This window comes from bacterium, from assembly GCA_036504735.1.
Classification (GTDB): domain Bacteria; phylum Electryoneota; class RPQS01; order RPQS01; family RPQS01; genus DASXUQ01.
In genome coordinates this window covers 69008-87133 of the sequence record DASXUQ010000012.1, presented here as the reverse complement: position 1 = coordinate 87133, position 18126 = coordinate 69008, and the positions used below count along the sequence as shown (strand labels likewise).

At 58.2% G+C, this 18126-nt stretch carries 12 protein-coding genes; 8 read left to right on the top strand and 4 right to left on the bottom strand.

Features of this window, described 5'->3' with window-relative positions:
- Positions 1–151: 151 nt before the first annotated feature.
- On the top strand, positions 152–361 hold the full coding sequence (locus tag VGL38_11790; GenBank protein HEY3296109.1) for a hypothetical protein: 210 nt from the start codon (positions 152–154) through the stop codon (positions 359–361).
- Between the two features lie 88 nt (positions 362–449).
- On the opposite strand, the gene VGL38_11785 is transcribed toward VGL38_11790, so the two are convergent.
- Genes VGL38_11785 through VGL38_11775 form a run of 3 tightly spaced genes read right to left on the bottom strand, consistent with a single transcriptional unit; the run spans position 450 to position 1790 of the window.
- Positions 450–1322, bottom strand: coding sequence for a carbonic anhydrase (locus tag VGL38_11785; protein HEY3296108.1), 873 nt, complete (start codon positions 1320–1322; stop codon positions 450–452).
- A 52-nt stretch (positions 1323–1374) separates the two neighbouring features.
- Positions 1375–1644 carry a methyl-accepting chemotaxis protein gene (locus VGL38_11780; protein HEY3296107.1) on the bottom strand — a complete coding sequence of 90 codons (270 nt, stop codon included), beginning with the start codon at positions 1642–1644 and terminating at the stop codon, positions 1375–1377.
- Entirely contained in the window at positions 1599–1790 is a 192-nt protein-coding gene (locus tag VGL38_11775) for a hypothetical protein (protein HEY3296106.1), read from the bottom strand. Before VGL38_11775 ends, VGL38_11780 begins: the two co-directional genes overlap by 46 nt.
- Before the next feature lie 403 nt (positions 1791–2193).
- Here VGL38_11775 and recQ point away from each other — a divergent pair, with 403 nt between their 5' ends.
- The 7 genes from recQ to VGL38_11740 all read left to right on the top strand — a co-directional run bounded on the left by recQ (position 2194) and on the right by VGL38_11740 (position 14772).
- The gene (recQ, locus tag VGL38_11770) at positions 2194–4008 is read left to right on the top strand and encodes a DNA helicase RecQ (GenBank protein ID HEY3296105.1); all 1815 of its coding nucleotides are present in this window, start codon (positions 2194–2196) and stop codon (positions 4006–4008) included.
- A gap of 50 nt (positions 4009–4058) precedes the next feature.
- The gene (locus tag VGL38_11765) at positions 4059–5729 is read left to right on the top strand and encodes a hypothetical protein (protein HEY3296104.1); all 1671 of its coding nucleotides are present in this window, start codon (positions 4059–4061) and stop codon (positions 5727–5729) included.
- A 217-nt stretch (positions 5730–5946) separates the two neighbouring features.
- Complete coding sequence (locus VGL38_11760; GenBank protein ID HEY3296103.1) at positions 5947–6828, top strand: hypothetical protein; 882 nt, start codon at positions 5947–5949, stop codon at positions 6826–6828.
- 225 nt (positions 6829–7053) lie between these two features.
- Positions 7054–8361, top strand: a complete 1308-nt coding sequence (locus VGL38_11755; protein HEY3296102.1) for an NAD(P)-binding domain-containing protein — start codon at positions 7054–7056, stop codon at positions 8359–8361.
- A gap of 14 nt (positions 8362–8375) precedes the next feature.
- Positions 8376–10064 (top strand): cytochrome c3 family protein, encoded by a 1689-nt coding sequence (locus tag VGL38_11750; protein HEY3296101.1) that lies wholly within the window; start codon positions 8376–8378, stop codon positions 10062–10064.
- Between the two features lie 13 nt (positions 10065–10077).
- Positions 10078–13146 carry a hypothetical protein gene (locus VGL38_11745; GenBank protein ID HEY3296100.1) on the top strand — a complete coding sequence of 1023 codons (3069 nt, stop codon included), beginning with the start codon at positions 10078–10080 and terminating at the stop codon, positions 13144–13146.
- A 3-nt stretch (positions 13147–13149) separates the two neighbouring features.
- Entirely contained in the window at positions 13150–14772 is a 1623-nt protein-coding gene (locus VGL38_11740; protein ID HEY3296099.1) for a hypothetical protein, read from the top strand.
- An 86-nt stretch (positions 14773–14858) separates the two neighbouring features.
- On the opposite strand, the gene VGL38_11735 is transcribed toward VGL38_11740, so the two are convergent.
- A complete protein-coding gene (locus VGL38_11735) occupies positions 14859–18020 on the bottom strand; it encodes a tetratricopeptide repeat protein (protein ID HEY3296098.1) in 3162 nt (1053 codons plus the stop codon).
- Between the last annotated feature and the right edge of the window lie 106 nt (positions 18021–18126).

Here is an 18126-nt window from a genome sequence, read left to right as displayed (position 1 = left end):
CCTTTGTCCCAAGCTTCTTCTGCACAGAAACTTAGCGGATCGGAATCCAAATGAACAATCGCACTCATCCCCTGTCAGAGGAACCTTTTCGACAAACTATTAGAATGCAAACGCGCTGAACCCATCTGTTCCTGACGGGGCTGAAGGCAACATGGAGAAACTCTTGTCCGTGATCCGGGGCATCGATGATGACTTCTGCCGGATCATGCTGATTGCCACACTTGAAGGGCGGCACCCGGATGCCATCTACCGGATCATCCATGCGCTCGAGCCCGCGTTGAGCCGCGAGGATTTCGACCTCCGCATGGAAGTTTGCCGCCGGAAGCTATGGGAGACGCTGATGGAGGATGGCAATGAGTGAGACGCCACCCTCGCAAACATCACCTGCTAAACAGACAAGCCGGCAAAACGCCGGCTTGTCTGTCTCTTCTACCCGTTCAAAAACTTGCTTAGCGCCGTCCGGCGTAAGAGGCCGCGTCGTGGGCCGGTTTCTTCGGTGCCGGTTGTGGTTCGCCGAAGATCTTTGTGGCCGGCTTGTACTCTTCTTTGTGCGCCGCCACTGCGGTCTTCGGCGTGGCGCTCGTCGCTGTCTTGGCCTCCGTTGCCGGTTTTTCCCCGGCTGGCGTGGTGGCCACCGCTGCGTCGAATGCCGGCGCGGAAAGCTGCGTTTGCCAGGCTACGCGGCCAGTCTTCAGGTCGTATGTCGCGCTGAGCACGGTCACGCTGCCCTTCTGTACGGCTTCGTCCACTGCCCGTGAATCATGCACCAGTTCTTCGGCGCCATGCCGTGCGTTTTCGGTGATCACCGCTCCGGCCAGTTCGTCACCCGCAAAGCCCTTCTGCTTTGCCGCGTCGATCGACGGCTTAATCCGGTTGATCAGCGTCGCGATCGGTCCTTCCATATCCGGCTCAGCAAGCGCCGCGCTCACCGCGCCGCAGGAGGAGTGCCCCAGCACGACTACCAGCGGAACATGCAGATGTTCCACCGCATATTCCACCGAACCAACGGCTTCCGGCGACACCACGTTGCCTGCAAGCCGAACGACAAACACGCTGCCCAGTGATTGGTCAAACAGAATTTCCGGGGATACGCGGGAATCCGAACAGGTAATTACGCAGGCCAGCGGATGCTGTCCCTTGGTCAGCAGTTCACGTTTGGCTGTGCCCGCGGCCCACGCATGGGGCGTGCCCGCCACAAAACGGGAATTGCCATTGCGTAATTCCGATAATGCCTGTTCGCGGCTCACCGCAGAAGCCGGTTCGTTCGCCAGCAACGGCCAGGCGAGGCAGGCCATCAGGAGCGTCGTAAGAAAGGATCGCATGGAGAAGCCCTTATAGGTTACGTTGAAAATGGTCTCAGTTCTTTGCCATCGGTTATGCCGTGGCGGTCTTGCCATCCACAACCCGCGAGCCCTTGGCGACGCGGTTGGAAAGTTCAAGGAAGGCTTCCGCTTTGGTCACCGTGTTGCCCAGAGACGTGTGCAGACCCTCTGCCAAATGGTGCCGCCCGCCGCATGGTTGACAGTGTCTTCGACAAGCCACTGGTTTCCTTGGCGCATCCGCTGCTCGGCGGGCCAGGCTGCGGACCTCCTCGGCTACTACTGCAAAACCCTTGCCTGCTTCTCCGGCCCGGGCTGCTTCCACGCCGCCTTCAGTGCCAGCAGATTGATCTGAAACGCAATCGTATCGCTGGTCTTGATAATCTTGCTGGTTTGTCCCGACGCCTCCTTGATCTGCCGTATGGCATCGCCCATTCGCTCGGTGCCCACAGCTGACTCGGTCAGCATCATTCGGGCTTTCGTGGCTAGATCGGCGGCCCGGTAGGTACGGGTCGCATTCTCCCTGATCACCCCGGAAAGTTCTTCCAGTCCGGCGTTGCTTTCTTCAATCGAGGCCGCCTGTGTCTGTGTGTGCCATCCGCCACCTGCTGGACAGTTGGCGGCTATCCTACCGCCCTTGGTCAGGTCGGAATTTGAATTCAGCCATTGACCTTGACCCGCTGTTCCCGGCTATTCCGCGGAGTGACTTGCGCCATTGAGGCGCTTATCGGCTGATTTTGCTGGGTATATACATTCTGCGTAGACAAATGGGTTCCTTGTAATCCGGAATCCGTTTGCTTGCGAACCGCCCGGCAATCGCGTATATTATTACCGTTCACGTTGTCCCTTTCCTATATTTGCTAAGACCCCACTTTTGACTGACCTTCAGCGTATTCTGTCCCAATACTGGGGCTACAGCACCTTTCGACCCTTGCAGCAGGAGGCCATGACCTGTGTCATGGAAGGCAAGGACTCGGTTGTCGTTCTGCCGACCGGCGGCGGCAAATCCCTCTGTTATCAAACTCCCGCCATGGCGATGGACGGCATGGCCATTGTCGTTTCGCCGCTGATTTCCCTGATGAAAGATCAGGTGGACGCGCTCTCGGAAGTGGGAGTTCCTGCGGCTTTCCTGAACAGTTCGCAGAGCGCGCCGGAACGCCAGCAGGTGGCGGCGCTGATCCGCGCCCGCAAACTCAAACTGCTGTATGTGGCTCCCGAACGGCTGGTACTGGACGGCTTTCTGACATATTTGCGCCAGAGCAATGTCTCCTTTTTTGCGGTGGATGAAGCCCACTGCATCAGCATCTGGGGGCACGATTTCCGGCCCGAATACCGCGCGCTGCAAGTGCTGAAAGAGCAGTTCCCCGGCGTGGCCGTGCATGCTTACACCGCCACGGCGACGCCACAGGTACGGGAGGACATTGCGACGCAGCTTGCGCTGAAAAATCCCGAAATGCTGGTGGGATCCTTTGACCGGGCCAATCTGATCTATTCGGCGCGGCCTAAGGTGGAGCAACTCGCGCAGATCGGCGAGATCATCGACCGGCACAAGGGTGAGTCGGGCATCATTTATTGTATTCGCCGGGCAGAAGTGGACGCCCTGAGCACGACCTTGCGCAAACAGGGGCTGCCCGCGCTGCCGTACCATGCGGGCCTGTCCGATGAGGACCGCCGCCGAAATCAGGATGTGTTCATTCGAGATGACGATTCCATCGTAGTTTCCACGGTGGCCTTCGGCATGGGGATCGACAAACCCAATGTGCGCTATGTCGTCCACTGGGGCATGCCGAAATCCTTGGAGCATTACCAGCAGGAGAGTGGCCGCGCGGGGCGCGACGGTTTGGACGCGGACTGCTGCCTGTTCTATTCGGGCGGGGATATTGTGGCGTGGAAACGGATGCTGCCGCTGGATGATCCGCAGGCCGGTCCGGCCATGCGCCGTAAGCTGGACACGATGTACAGTTACTGCACGGGAATCACCTGCCGCCACCGCATGCTGGTGCAGTATTTCGGCCAGGATCTCCCCGATGAGCCGTGCGGCGCCTGTGACGTCTGCGCAGGCGGCGCGGACCTGATGCCCGACGCCCTGACGGTGGCACAGAAGATTCTCTCGTGCGTGATTCGCACCGGCGAGAGTTTCGGTGTGACCTACAACGTGCGGGTGTTGTGCGGATCGAAGGACCAGCGGATTCTCGAAAACGGCCACGAACGGCTCAGCACGTGGGGATTGCTGTCGGATGTCAACCGGACAAACATTCGCAGTTGGATTGAGCAGCTTACCGGGCAGGAATATCTGGAGACTTACGGCGACTATCAGGTACTGCGAGTGACCGCCAAGGGGCGGCGGGTCTTAACGGGAGATGAATCTCCCAAGCTTCTGAAGCCCTCCGGACGCGCGGCCCAGAAGACCAAAGGAGGTCCGGCAGCCGGTTCCTGGGAAGGTGTGGACCGCGATTTGTTTGAGCGGCTGAAGGATCTGCGCCGCGAGATCGCCACGGAGAAAAACCTTCCGGCCTATATGATCTTCGATGACGCTGCATTGCGGGACATGGCGCGCCGCCGCCCCGCTTCGGTGCAGGAATTTCTGGCTGTGCGTGGCGTCGGAGAAAAGAAAGCCCATGAATACGGCTCGCGCTTTCTGACAGAAATTCGCCTCCATGCGGAAGGGTCTACGCTGCGAGCACGGTAAATAGCCGGCAGAAAAGGAAATTCATACCATATTCTTATAAGGAGTGAACCATGAGCAAAATCTTTACGGCTGTAATTGTGTCGGGCCTGTTGCTGTGGGGATCGCTGGCCGGTGCCTGGCCGTCGGCGCCTGACGCCAACCTGGTTATTTGTGATCGCACCGGCGAGCAGACAGTACCCAAGCTCGCCGCCGCGCCCGATGGCGGCTGTTATGTCAGTTGGTTCGACCATGGCGGGGCAAGTTACGCCGTGTACCTGCAGCGGTTGGACGCGCAGGGCAATCCCCTGTGGGCGCAAAATGGCCTGCTGATCAGCAACAACCCGCAGTCCACTTCTCTGACCGATTGGGACCTTGCGGTGGACTCGACCAACAGCGCCATTGTGGTCTTCAACGACACGCGCACCGATGCGAACCGCGACATCTATGCCTACCGGATCTCGCCGGATGGAGAATTCCTGTGGGGTGCTAATGGTATCGCGCTTTCTGCAACGGGCAACACGGATTTTGAAGCGGATCCGCGCGTGATTATCTCTTCCGCGGGCAACGTGATTATCGCCTGGCAGGGAGCTTCCGGCGGGCACAATGCGGTGAAGATCCGCAAACTGTCTCTGGCCGGTGCGGATCTGTGGACCCCGACCACCGTGGCGATTACCTCGACTTATGGAAATGACTATCCGCGCATTGCTCCGGCTCTGGAAGACGGCTTTGTAGCCTCCTATGTGGTGCGGCAGGGCAGTTCTTTCTCCTCGCCGCGTCACATCTACATGCAGAAATTTGATGCATCGGGCACGGTGCAGTGGGCAGCGGCAGGCGTTCCCGTCTTTGTGGGCAATGGAATGGGCATTCAGGTGAAGCCGTTCCTGCTGGCGGATTCTCTGGGCGGCGCCTTCTGCACGTGGTATGACAGCCGGTTGGGCGGAATCAACCTGCGCTGCTGGGCACAGCATATTCTGTCCGATGCCACGGTGTCGTGGACGGCGAATGGCGTCCAAACGGATACATCCACAGTTCGGATGCAGATGTCTCCGGTGGCTTGCCGCATTCCCGGAACACAGGAAATCATCGTGGCCTATCTCGAATCCGACGCCAGCCAGGGCAATTTCAGCATCGGCGCTCAGCGTATCGGTTCAACCGGTGCGCGGCAGTGGACGAACGCCGGTATCCTCTATTCGCCGCTCGATCCGTTGCAGGAGAGCAATATTCTCTGCTATTCGGTGGGAGACGGTGCGGTGGTAGTTTTCGAGAAGTTGCTGTCCTTCGGCGGACAGAACAGTGGCGTCGAGGCGTTTCGGGTAGATGGCACCGGCGCGATGGTGTGGGAGACTTCCCCCCGCGTGATGTGTTCGGTTTCCAGCATCAAGATGCGCCTCGCTGCCGATGTCAACCGGTTTGGCCAGGTGATGGCCACGTGGCCCGATGGCCGGGTGGATCCCTCCTGGGATCTATACCTGCAGAACATCAATCCGGATGGCAGCCTCGGAAATCTGCCGGTGGTTACGATTGATGCTCCGCAGGAGGTGACCGTTGCTCCTGTCGGCAGCGACATTCATCTGCGCTGGCATTCGGTGACCGGGGCCACGAGCTACAACATCCGCGCGGGTACGGACATGATGGACTTTGGAACACTGGTCGGTTCGGTGACCGACACCACGGCGACCCTGCCGGGAGAGTCGGATGCTCAGACCAAGCGGTTCTACTATGTGAGTGCTGTGCGCAACTGAGATCCCGGATCGTCCAACCTTCTCCGCGAGCGGCGCCTTTTCGGGTGCCGCTCTTTTTGTCTTTGTAATTGAAGTATTTAGAATGTGCAGACTATATCCGGTTCGTTTGGTTCTAAGTTTACGCAAGGTAGAGGTTTTGTTTGCTTTGCGTGGATAATTTTGTATCTTCTATTCTTAACAGAAAGACTTTGCTCAGTGCATCTTAGTTTATCAGGCTATGACCTTTCATCGCATCTCTTTATGGGTTTTGTACTCGATCACCCTCGCCGTTGTTTTGAACATCCTCTTTGAAGGCGGCGGGTACTATACGCTGAGTTCTCTGGAACGTCCACACAGCGCGCTGCACATGGCGTGGAAGCCCGGCGGGTCCATTGGACACGGACTGGGGATTGTCGGCAGCGGCCTGATGCTCATCCTGTTGTTGTATTCAGCCCGCAAACGGTTGCGGGCCATGCAGCATGCTGGCAATATCCGTTACTGGCTGAACTACCATATCTGGATGGGGGTGACCGGCCCGATTCTCGTGATCTTTCACACGAGTTTCAAAATTGGGGGGATAGTCGCGGTCTCCTTCTGGTCCATGATCGGCGTGGCCCTGAGCGGGGTGTTGGGCCGGTATTTGTATCTACAGATCCCGCACAGCCTCAGCGGCCAGGAGCTTTCGGCACGGGACCTTGACGAGATGGACCGCGACCTGCAGCGGCAATTGCAAGAGCAGTACAAGCTGGACGAATCCGCACTGCAAATGATCCAGCGGGCTTCGGGCGTCGAGGGTTCAGTCCAGCACCAAGGCTGGGGCAATATGTGGTATTGGCTGATGCAGGATGTAACACTACCGTCGAGGCTGCGCCGCATCCGCCGCGAACTGAAATCAGCGGAAGGGCTGGGCAAGGTGGAGATGCACAACGTGATGGCGATTGTCAAACGCAAAGTGAAACTCCATCGCCGCGTCGCCTTTCTCTCCACGGCCCGCGCCCTGTTGCACCACTGGCATCTCATCCACCGGCCCTTTGCGATTGTCATGCTGGTGATCATGACCGTGCACGTGGTGGTGACGATCCTCTTCGGCTACCGCTGGATCTTCGGGCAGCAGGGGTAACCCCTGCACCTGTTTCGCCTGCTCGGCGGCGTAAGGGTGCTGCATGGAGGCCGCGCGGTCCCAAGACGATCTCCCATAGCGGCGGCCTCAGGTCCGGCGTAGCCGAGATCTCGCCTTCAGCGGACCGTCAGCCGGGAGGGCAGCGTGGCCCTCGCTTTAGACCCAGAATCCGTCGTATGGGCACGACATGTCGTGCCCGTCTTGCTTTCAGATTTTTTTCTTCTTATGCTTGAATCCTTAATCTACATCGTAACCGCAGTGATCGCCGTGGGTATTCCGGTAATCTATTTTCTGCGGGCGAAAAAGCAGAGCGCGCATGCCGAGCAGGTCTTAAAGAAGGCCGTCGAGCGCGGGATGGATGAGCCGGTGTCGCTGCATCCCTATATTGATCCCGACCTGTGCATGGGGATGGGTGCGTGCGTGCAGGCCTGCCCCGAAAAGGACGTGCTGGGGCTGATCAACAATCGCGGCGCGCTGATTAATCCTTCCCATTGTGTCGGCCATGGGATGTGCGAGGCGGCCTGTCCAGTGGATGCGATCACGCTGGTATTCGGCACCGAAAAGCGCGGCGTGGATATTCCCTTTGTCAGCGGGACCTTCGAGACCAATGTTCCGGGTATTTACATCGCGGGCGAACTGGGTGGAATGGGATTGATCCGCAATGCGGTCAAGCAGGGACGCGAGGCGGTGGAGTACATCGCGAAAAGCCTGAATGGCCACAGGGCGGACGGAGTGTACGACCTCGTAATTGTGGGCGCGGGTCCGGCGGGGGTTGCCGCCTCGTTGCAGGCCAAACTGCTGGGGTTGAATTTTGTGACGCTCGATCAGGAGGATCTGGGCGGGACGATTTTGACCTATCCTCGCCGCAAACTGGTCATGACGCAGCCGGTGGAACTGCCAGTGTATGGCACGCTGAAAGCCCGGGAAATTCAGAAAGAGAATCTGCTGGAAATCTTCATGGAGGTGTTTGCCCGGACGGATCTGAAAATCCGCAGCGGCGAGCACGTCGATGATATTCTGAAAGAAAATGACTGTTTCCGGGTGGTCACACCCAAGGGAAGTTATCCCACGCAGCGGGTGCTGCTGGCCATTGGGCGGCGGGGCTCTCCGCGCAAGCTGGACGTGCCGGGGGAAAAATCGGCCAAGGTGGCGTACCGGCTGCTCGAGCCCGAGCAGTTTCAGAAAATGAAACTGCTGGTAGTGGGCGGCGGCGACAGTGCAGTGGAATCGGCGCTGGCCTTGTCAGAGCAGCGGGACAATGTTGTGCATGTGTCCTACCGCCGCGAGACCTTTTTCCGTCTGAAGGAAGGCAACCAGAAGCGGATTGAGGCGGCGCTGAAACGCGGGGCGGTAGTGCCGGTATTCAACAGCGGCGTGACCCGAATCGACGCGAATGAAGTCCATCTGGACACCGGCGGCACGCCGCTGGTGCTGCCCAATGATTACGTGTTTATTTTTGCCGGCGGAGAACTGCCCACCGAATTTCTGAAGAAAGTGGGTATCGACGTTCAACGCAAATTCGGCCAGCGATAGGATCGATCACGGATATGCGCAATCCCTTTTGGCTTTTTGGCATTCTGGCATTTTGGTTTTTAGCCCCGAGTGCATCGGCCCAGATTTCTCCGGGCAAGCTCTCGCGGTACCATTCCGCGCTGGAAGGTATTTCCAACTGCACGAAGTGCCATGCTCTCGGGCAGGATGTGGCCAACAGCAAGTGCCTCGATTGCCATACGCAGATTGCCGCGCGGCAGTCGGCGGGCACGGGCTATCACACGTCTTCCGCAGTAAAGAGCGCCAAGTGCGCCTCCTGCCACTCCGAGCATAACGGCGTGGATTTCGAGCTGGTCAACTGGAAGGGCGGCAAAAAGGTTTTCGATCATACTCTGACGGGGTTTGCCCTTGACGGCGCGCACCGGAACAAGGAATGCAGCGATTGCCACAGGGGGAGTTTTGTGGCGGATAACGCGGTAAAGAGCGGCAGGAATGTCAACCTCACGCGCACCTTTCTGGGACTGGGGAAAGAGTGCACAAGCTGTCACGAGAACGAGCATCAGGGTCAGCTTGCGGAGAATTGCCTGAAGTGCCACACCACGGATGCCTGGAAGCCCGCCGGCGGCTACTCCCATTCTCAAGCCAAATATGCCCTGACCGGCAAGCATGTAAGCACCGACTGCGAGAAGTGCCACCCGTTTCAGAGTGTGCCGCTGGCGACGTCGGACAAGATTTCCAAAAAGGATCATGTCGGGCAGTATGCCAGATATACGGGACTGAGCTTTGCCAACTGCACACCGTGCCACGAAGACAAGCACACCGGACAGTTCGGGCAGAATTGCGGGACCTGTCATGTTACGGCGAGTTTCAAGACGATTGTCGGCACGGCCTTCGATCATTCAAAAACCAAATATCAGCTGGAAGGACGGCACCGCGACGTAACCTGTACGAAGTGCCACACCAGCGGCGACATGACGACGCCGGTGGCCCACGCGGCCTGTGTCAACTGCCATAAGGATGAACACGGCGGACAGTTTGCCGCGCGCAAGGATAAAGGCGTGTGCGACGCCTGCCATACGATGGCCGGCTACACCCCGCCCAAATACGGAATCGATGAGCACGCGCAGAGCCGCCTCGCGCTGACCGGAAGCCATCTGGCCGTGCCGTGCAGTCAATGCCACACCAAGGCGACGCCGCAGAGTCCGGCCAAGTTCACCTTTGAAGACCGCTCCTGCAAGGGCTGCCACAAGGACGCCCACGACGGGCAGCTTGATCTGTGGATTGCCAAAGGTGGTTGCGAGTTCTGTCACAACACCGACACGTGGCACCGCACGTCCTTCGACCACAAGCTGGCCAAGTTCCCGCTGGAAGGCAAGCACCGTGAAGTATTGTGCCTTAAGTGCCACAAGGTGGTCAAGCCGGGCGATAAAGAAGTATTGTGGATAAAGCCGCTGGCTATGGACTGTGCAAGCTGCCACAAGGATCCGCATGCGGGCCAGTTTGTGCGAGCGGACCGGAACGAGAAACAGGCCGACTGCAAGCGCTGCCACAGTCCTCAAGGATGGAAAGAAACGGTGTTTGCCCACAGCCGGGACGCGCGGTTCAAACTGGACGGCGCGCATGAGAAAGTGGCGTGCAGCGCCTGTCACCCGAGCGTGAAAGGTGCGGATGGGAATGCTTATGTGGTGTACAGTCCGCTGAAAATGGAGTGCAGCGCCTGCCATGCCGGCAAGCGCGCCAGTTAGTGGAGGAGCCCGTATGAAAATCTTACATGTGCCACTCATATTACTGCCGGTGCTCTTGCTGCTGGCGGGAAGCACCGCCTTTGCTCAGAGCGGTTCCGGCCAGAGTCCGCACGGGAATCTGGCCCTGAACTGTGAGGACTGCCATACCACCGAAGGCTGGCGGCCGATTAAGGCATCGCCGGTGTTCAATCATCAGACTACGCGCTTTCCGCTGGAAGGCCGGCACGTGCAGGTGCAGTGCGCCTCCTGCCACACCACTCTGGATTTTGCCAAGGCCGGAACGCAGTGCAAAGATTGTCACTTGGATGTTCACCGCGGACAGTTTGCCTACGCCTGCTCCGAATGCCACACACCGGTCCAGTGGAATAATGAACGGGAAATGGCGCAGCGCCACCAGACTACACGCTTTGCGCTGACTGGCGTGCATGCCAATGTGGATTGTGAAGCGTGTCACGCGACAGGTCAGTATGCGGGAGTCTCCACCAATTGCGGAAGCTGCCATTTGGCGGCCTATCAATCGGCGGCGGATCCGAACCACGTGGCGGCGGGATTCTCTATGGATTGCTCGCAGTGCCACAGCGTGACAACCGTCAAATGGCAGAACGCGAGCTTCAACCATGCGCTATCGGGATTCGTATTGACCGGGCAGCACGCCCGCGCCACCTGCGGCGATTGTCATACTGTGAACGGACAGGTGCGCTACTCGGGAATCGGCACCGACTGCTACAATTGTCATCAGGCGAATTTTCAGTCGGCCACGAATCCGGATCACGCGGCGGGAAATTTTGGGCACAACTGCGGGGTGTGCCATTCCACCAACGGCTGGAGTCCGGCCAGTTTCGATCACAATCTGGCGCGGTTTACACTGACGGGCGCGCACACATCCGTGGAATGCACGGCCTGCCATACGGTCAACGGCCAACCGCGCTACACGGGCACGCCCAGCGACTGCTACACCTGCCATCAGACCAATTTCCAGAATTCGACCAATCCCAACCACGTGACGGGAAACTTTCCGCACGAGTGTACTCAATGCCACACCACGGCAGCATGGCAGCCCGCGACCTTCGATCACAATCTGTCCACCTTCCCGTTAACCGGCGCGCATGTGAACACACAGTGCGCCCAGTGCCACACCAACGGGCAGTTTGCCAATACGCCGACCGCCTGCTATTCCTGCCATCAGACCAATTTCCAGAATTCGACCAATCCTAACCATGTGACGGGAAATTTTCCGCACGAATGCGCGCAGTGCCACGGCACCGGCGGCTGGTCGCCGGCGACGTTTGATCATAGCCTGTCCACCTTCCCGCTTACCGGACGGCACGTGCAAGCCAGTTGCACCGACTGCCATGTCAACGGTCAGTTTACGGGAACGCCGACAGATTGCTTTAGCTGCCATCAGACGAATTTCCAGAATTCGACCAATCCCAATCACGTGACGGGAAACTTCCCGCACGAGTGCGCGCAATGCCACACGACGGCGGGCTGGTCACCAGCCAGCTTTGACCACAGTCAGTCGACCTTCCCGCTGACGGGCGCGCATGTGAATGTGCAGTGCGCCCAGTGCCACGTCAACGGGCAATTTGCCAACACACCCACGGACTGTTATTCGTGTCACACCGCGGATTTCAACGGGGCAAATAATCCGGGGCATGCGTCGCAGAATTTCCCGCATGACTGCCGGGTGTGCCACAACACGGTGGGCTGGCAGCCTTCAACCTTCGACCATCAGACCTCCGCCTTCCCGCTGACAGGTCGGCATCGCCAGACGGGCTGCACACAATGCCACGTCAACGGGCAGTATGTCGGAACACCTACGGCCTGTTACTCCTGCCATCAGAGCGACTACCAGCGCGCCGAAAACCACGTAGCGCAAGGCTATCCGCATGATTGCACCCAGTGCCATACCACCAACGGCTGGGACAACGGCAATTTCAACCATGCCAATACCGGCTTCCCGCTGAACGGGCGGCATACCACCCAGCAGTGCGCCAGTTGTCATGCCAATGGGAATTTTGTGAACACGCCGTCCGAATGTGTTGCCTGCCACCGCGACGCCTATGAGGGCGCCTTCAATCCGCCGCACGTGCAGGGGCAGTTCAGCCAGCAATGCCACCGCTGCCACGTGGCGGGCGGCTGGCAGCCTTCGACCTTCGCGCACAGCAGCACGGGGTATGAACTTTCGGGCGCGCATGTGGCGCTGGCCTGCCGTTCCTGCCATCAGAGCGGCCCATACAACCGGACGCCGCAGGATTGCTATACCTGTCATCTTGCCAACTACCAGGGAGTGACGGATCCGAACCACGTGTCCAATCAGTTCGATCATAACTGTCTGACCTGCCACAGCAACACGGCGTGGACCCCGGCGACCTTCAATCACAACAACACACCCTTCCCGTTGACAGGGGCGCACCAGACTACGGCTTGCAACCTGTGCCATGCGGGTGGCCACTATCACGGAACGCCGACCGATTGCTTCTCGTGTCACCAGACCGATTTCCAGAATGTAACGGATCCGAACCATGTGTCCAACCAGTTCGATCACAACTGCCTGACATGCCACAGCACGACGGCGTGGAATCCGGCGACGTTCAACCACAGCAACACATCATTCCCGCTGACGGGCGTGCACGTAACGACGGCTTGCAACCTGTGCCACGTCAATGGTCAGTATGCGGGAACGCCGACGGACTGCTTCTTCTGCCACCAGACCGATTACAATGGCGCGACCAATCCTAATCATCAGTCGGCGCACTTCCCCACAACCTGTACCACCTGCCACACCACTACCGGATGGACGCCCTCGACGTTCAACCATGACGGACCGTATTTTCCGATCTACTCGGGCAACCATCGAACCGCCTGGAGCACATGCGCCGATTGTCACGCGAACCCCAGCGACTACACGGTGTTCTCCTGCATTGATTGCCATGCGCACACGAGGTCGCAGACGGACGGTCAGCACAACGAAGTCTCCGGTTATGTCTACGACAGTCAGCACTGCTATGCCTGCCATCCGCGCGGCAGTTCGGGCGGAGTGCCGCCGCAGCGACTGACGCCGCGCGGGAGTGCGAGGTAAACCATGTCTATTCTGATAAAGAAATCTTTGCGATGGCTGGTGGCGCTGGCTGCGGCACTGTGCGTAATCGGCAGTGCGAGTGCCCAGACTGTAACGGCGACCATCACCTATGTGGCGACCAGCTCAGTATATTTGGATAAGGGTGCGGCACAGGGAGTGCAGAAGGGCGATTCGGGCGAAGTGCTGCAGAAAGGCAAGCGCGTGGCGACGGCGGTGGTGCTGTTCGTGTCGGACAAATCATCGTCCTGCGCGCTAAAGGATGTGGCAGGCACGGTGCGGGTGGGCGATGAGGTGTCGCTGCATGTGACCATCGCACCGCAAACCCCGCAGGCCGTAGCCGACACCGCAGCAAAGCAGGTCAGCGCTCCGCCTTCAGTTATTGCGCCGGTGCGCAAAGCCAAAACAGCGGGCGCGCGGTTCACCGGCAGCGTGGGCGTGCAGATACTGGGGCAGATCAGCCACGATGCGCTCAACTACAACTATTATCAGCCGGGTTTGGCGCTGAGGGCTAAGGTGGAAAACATCTTCGGCGCGGGACCGGTGCTGAATGCGCGGATGAATCTGCGGCGGAACCACCGCAATCTGCCACGGCCCGGAGTGCCGCAGACAGAATGGCTGAGCCGGGTGTATGAGGTCTCGCTCAGCTATGATGCGCCGGGATCGGCCATCAACTATTCGGTGGGGCGGATCCTGAGCAACCGGATGGCGGGGATCGGGTATCTGGACGGCGCGCTGCTGGGAGTGCAGGTCGCCAACGCGATTGAAGTGGGAGCGTTCGGCGGCACGCAGCCGGACTTGCGCACCACCGATCTGCGCGGCACGGTAACCAAGGGCGGCGCCTATGCCACGTATCAACATGGAAGCTACGGCACGCAGCTTGTGAATGCCACGCTGGCGGCGGCAGGAGAGTATTATAAGGGGCAGATCAGCCGCGAGTTTGTCTATGAGCAGGCCAACTATCTGTGGACAGACCAGCTTAGCGCCTATCAGAGTGTGGAAATGAACGTGAACCGCGGCTGGCGCAAGACCGCGAACAGCTCGACACTGGAACTGACCAACCTGCTGCTGAATGTGCGTTACAGTCCGCTGCATGCGGTAGCCGTAACGGCCAGCTATGACAACCGCACACCCTACAGAACCTATGAAACCCGCACGCTGGCGGACAGCCTGTTCGACACCTCGCTGCAGCAGGGCTACAAGCTGGGTGTGGACATGCGGCTGCCGTGGGCCATGCAGGCGGACGTACAGGGCGGGCTGCGCACGCGGCGTGGAGACAACACCACCACCCAAACGGGCAGCGCCGGACTCAGCACGCGGGATCTATTGAAGCAGCGCGTGTTTCTGGGCGCACGGGTGACGGCCTTTTCCAGCCGCTTTTCCAAAGGCTATCAGCCGAGCATCACGGTCTCGCGGCTGCTGTTCAACCGTCTGACGGCGGGAGTGCAGGCGGGCTGGGATGTTTATGATTTGAAGACGGTGAACCAGAAGGTCAGCAGCAACTGGCAGCGGATTAATGCGGACTGGATGATGAGCCGTTTGCTGTACGCATCGGGGAGCTATGAATTCTACCGGGGCGGTGGCCTGAGCGGCAACCGCTACTACGCCGAACTCGGCTGCCGCTTCTAAGGATGAATCCGGCGAGGCAAGGAAAATGCAAACGGGCTGACCGCAATGGTCAGCCCGTTTTGTACTATGACATGTGGAACACGAGGTTATCGGCCCTTCTTGGCTGAACGTTGGCGGAAGCCGGGACGCTGAGCTTTCTGCTGAAGTGCATGTACAGAGTCTCGCAGGCGTATGTAGGCTGGAAATTCCTTGGGGTATCGGTCGAAAAAGTTCTTTAAGACAGGATAAGCTTCCGACGCAAGCCCCAATCTGTCCATCAGTCTTGCAAGATCAATGTGGGCTTTGACCGCTGTTCGGTTCAGAAAGCCCCGCTTTCTGCAGATTTCAACCGCACTTTCCAGTTCGTGTCTTGCACCTTTGATATCCTTTTGCAAGTACAAAACTTCTCCAATCTCCAATTGAGAATCAACTGTTTCGTTATGTTCTGCGCCGAGCATTTCCAACTGAATTGCGTATGCGTCCTTGAGACAAAGCAATGCCTCTTTCGAACGACCAAGCCTCTGGTAAGCGCCTCCAACGTTATAGAGGCAGATCGCGGTGCGGGGGTGTTTTAAACCGACGATCTTTCGGAGGACCTTCAATTGAGTCAAACTGTGTGACAAAGTGGCACCAAAATCCCCAGATTCCCCACAAAGAACGCTTATCACGTTATGAGCTTGGGCTGTGATAAGACTCTCTTCGCCAAATACGGACGAAGACGTTTGTAGGAGTTCATTGGCTCGTTCAAGTGCAATGCGGTATCGTCCCATTCTGCCACGGATGACACAAAGTGAAAACTCCCTTGTGAGCGTATTGTCGTTCCGTTCACCATAGAGCCGTCTGAACATGTCGCGTGACGCGATCATGAGCTTCTCAGCCTGCGGAAACGATTCCATGTCCATTAGTATTTGCGCATTGCCAGCCAGACACCGCGCCTGATCATGCTGATCCCCTGGAAACTCGGTCTTGTAAATTGAAAGTGATTCACGCAAGAAACTCATAGCAATCATATCGTCTCCAAGACCAAGGGAAATAGCGCCAAGGTCCTGAAGTAAACGCGCTTGGAGTAGTTGGTCGCGGCTTTCAGTCGAACCGAAGACAGCCTGCGCTCTCTCCAAATAAGCTTTGCTTTCATGATATCGGCCGCGATGGTACGGCGGGTAGGCTTGCAACCAAACGAGTTGGGCTAGGTGTGAAGCAGAATGAGTGCTTGCAATTTCCTGCCATGCTCTCAAATGGTCGATTTCCGCTTCAAAAGCGGGCAAATCCTCGAACTTCTCGCGTCTCGCAACAAACCACGTGCCGATTCTCTGGCAGACCTTGTCCACCCAACTGGTACTCTGCTCCAGAGGAATTTCCTCGCGCCGCACCTCTCGCAACAGACGGTGAATGGCAAATCGCTCTTCTTTGGGATCCTTTTGCAGCAGGCGGAGGGAGACTCCCAAGGCACAGGCGATCTCCAGATCCCCCGGGTTCGCATTATCCAGAAGGGCGGCCATGAGCGATAAGCCCATCGTGGAAGCTCCGCTCCACGTCAAGAGGTCGAGGATCGGTTTTAGAAGTGACTTCGACTGAATCAGATCTTCATCTATTTTGAGAGTCGAGTAGATGTCGGCCTGATGCTTGGTAAAGCTACTGCAGAAGTCGCCCGCCAGCGCTGCTTTAAGATTCCTGCGCAAGAGTTCGGCGTATGTGGGCCAAGGTACAGGCAGGTAGCACAGATAGGCACCGGCCATTTCCAGTGCCAGAGGCAAACCACCAAGAGCGTTAGCAATCTCGCGTGCGGCTTCCCATTCCACGTCGGTCTGCGGCGTGCGTCCAGCCTCTTGCAGCAGTAGCTTCAGAGAATCGTCTGCACTCAAGACATCCAGCGCGATGGGTACAAAACCGCGATGCGGCGTGCGGCTGGTCACCAGAATGTGCGGCTGGGCCGGAGGCTCGGGCAGATAATCCTCAATGGCGGCGATGTCTTCGAGGTTGTCGAAGATAATCAGGCAGTCGGAAAAGGAATTAAGGCGGTGTTTGGCGACGTCGAGCTTGTATTTGTGCTCGGAGGCAGCGTCAATCCAATTAGCTTTGACGGCGAGGTCGGTGAGTTGGGCATCAATGTCCTGATCTGCCGTGAGCCAGATGACTCCTTTGGGATAGGAGTCACGGTAGGTGTGAGCGTATTCAACGGCGAGTTGCGTCTTGCCCAGACCGCCGAGCCCCTGAAAGGCTGCCGTGTGGCCGATGGCCGTGCGGTGGCCGTCGGCAAGTTGTTTGCGCACGGCTTCCAGCGCTCCTTCGCGCCCGATAACCTGATTGCCCTTAGCGTTGAAGGGCACGTAGAACACGGAGTTGTTGACATCGCACATGTGCTGCGGCGCAGGGGAAGCAGCAACAGGCGCAGAGGTCGCGGGCGTAGCGAGTGCCCCGAGTTCACGCACGAGATTCACCAAAGGCTGGCCGAAATCGGAGAAGCTAATTGTCTCCACAGGCAATCCGAGACTCTTGATGTGCGGCTCCTCGGAGGCATGAATCAATACGTAGTGCGGACCGGCCGCACCGTCGAAGATACTATGAGTGCGCTTCAACTCCTCCACAAATCGAAGATCGTCGAGGCTGAATCCGATAAACAGAAAGGTGCGCGAGGCCAGATTAGTGCGGAGGGTTTCCAGTGCGGCTTTGTAGGTGGCTTCCGTCTGGCCGTCGGGGTAGAGTTGGCGGTAACCATCCGGGGATAGGATGAGCCGAGATACGTTATCACTGGTGCCATGCAGATGCCATACGGTATTCTGGGAAATCTCGCCGCGCAACGCCGCCGCCATTTCTGCGCGCGCTTCAATGTCCCACGCACTGGGTTGGCCCGTTGGGCAGGCCCATGACAGTACGTGGTCATAATTGGTGGTGATAATCAGGCGACTGCCCAAACCCCACACTGCTTTCGCCAGTTCGAGACTGGCCTCCTCGGCCTCATCCCGATTACGAACGAGTTGCTTTGCCAAATACGAGAACCACACGGACGCGCCCATTCCATCCCGCGCATGCTTTGCGGCATCAAGGTATCGCGACGGGCTCAACTTCAGAAGTGCCCGCACAACCTCCGCTTCGGTCACTTTGGTTTCCTCGACCAACCGCGCTGCAGCATGTTCGAGCAACTGTTTCCAGTCCGGAAACAAATTTGTGCTGGTTCCAAGGCGCTTCACCGCCTTCGAGACACCGGCGCCCACGAATGGAAGAATCTTGCCAGATTTGAGACGGTCCTCGAGAGTCTTGGGGATGGACATGATTCACTCCTCTATCAGGGCGGGGCTGTCGCCAGATACGATTTTGATTTGGTTGATCTTAGAATAACCCACTACTGCCGACTTCTCTAATGATAACCAAATTCAC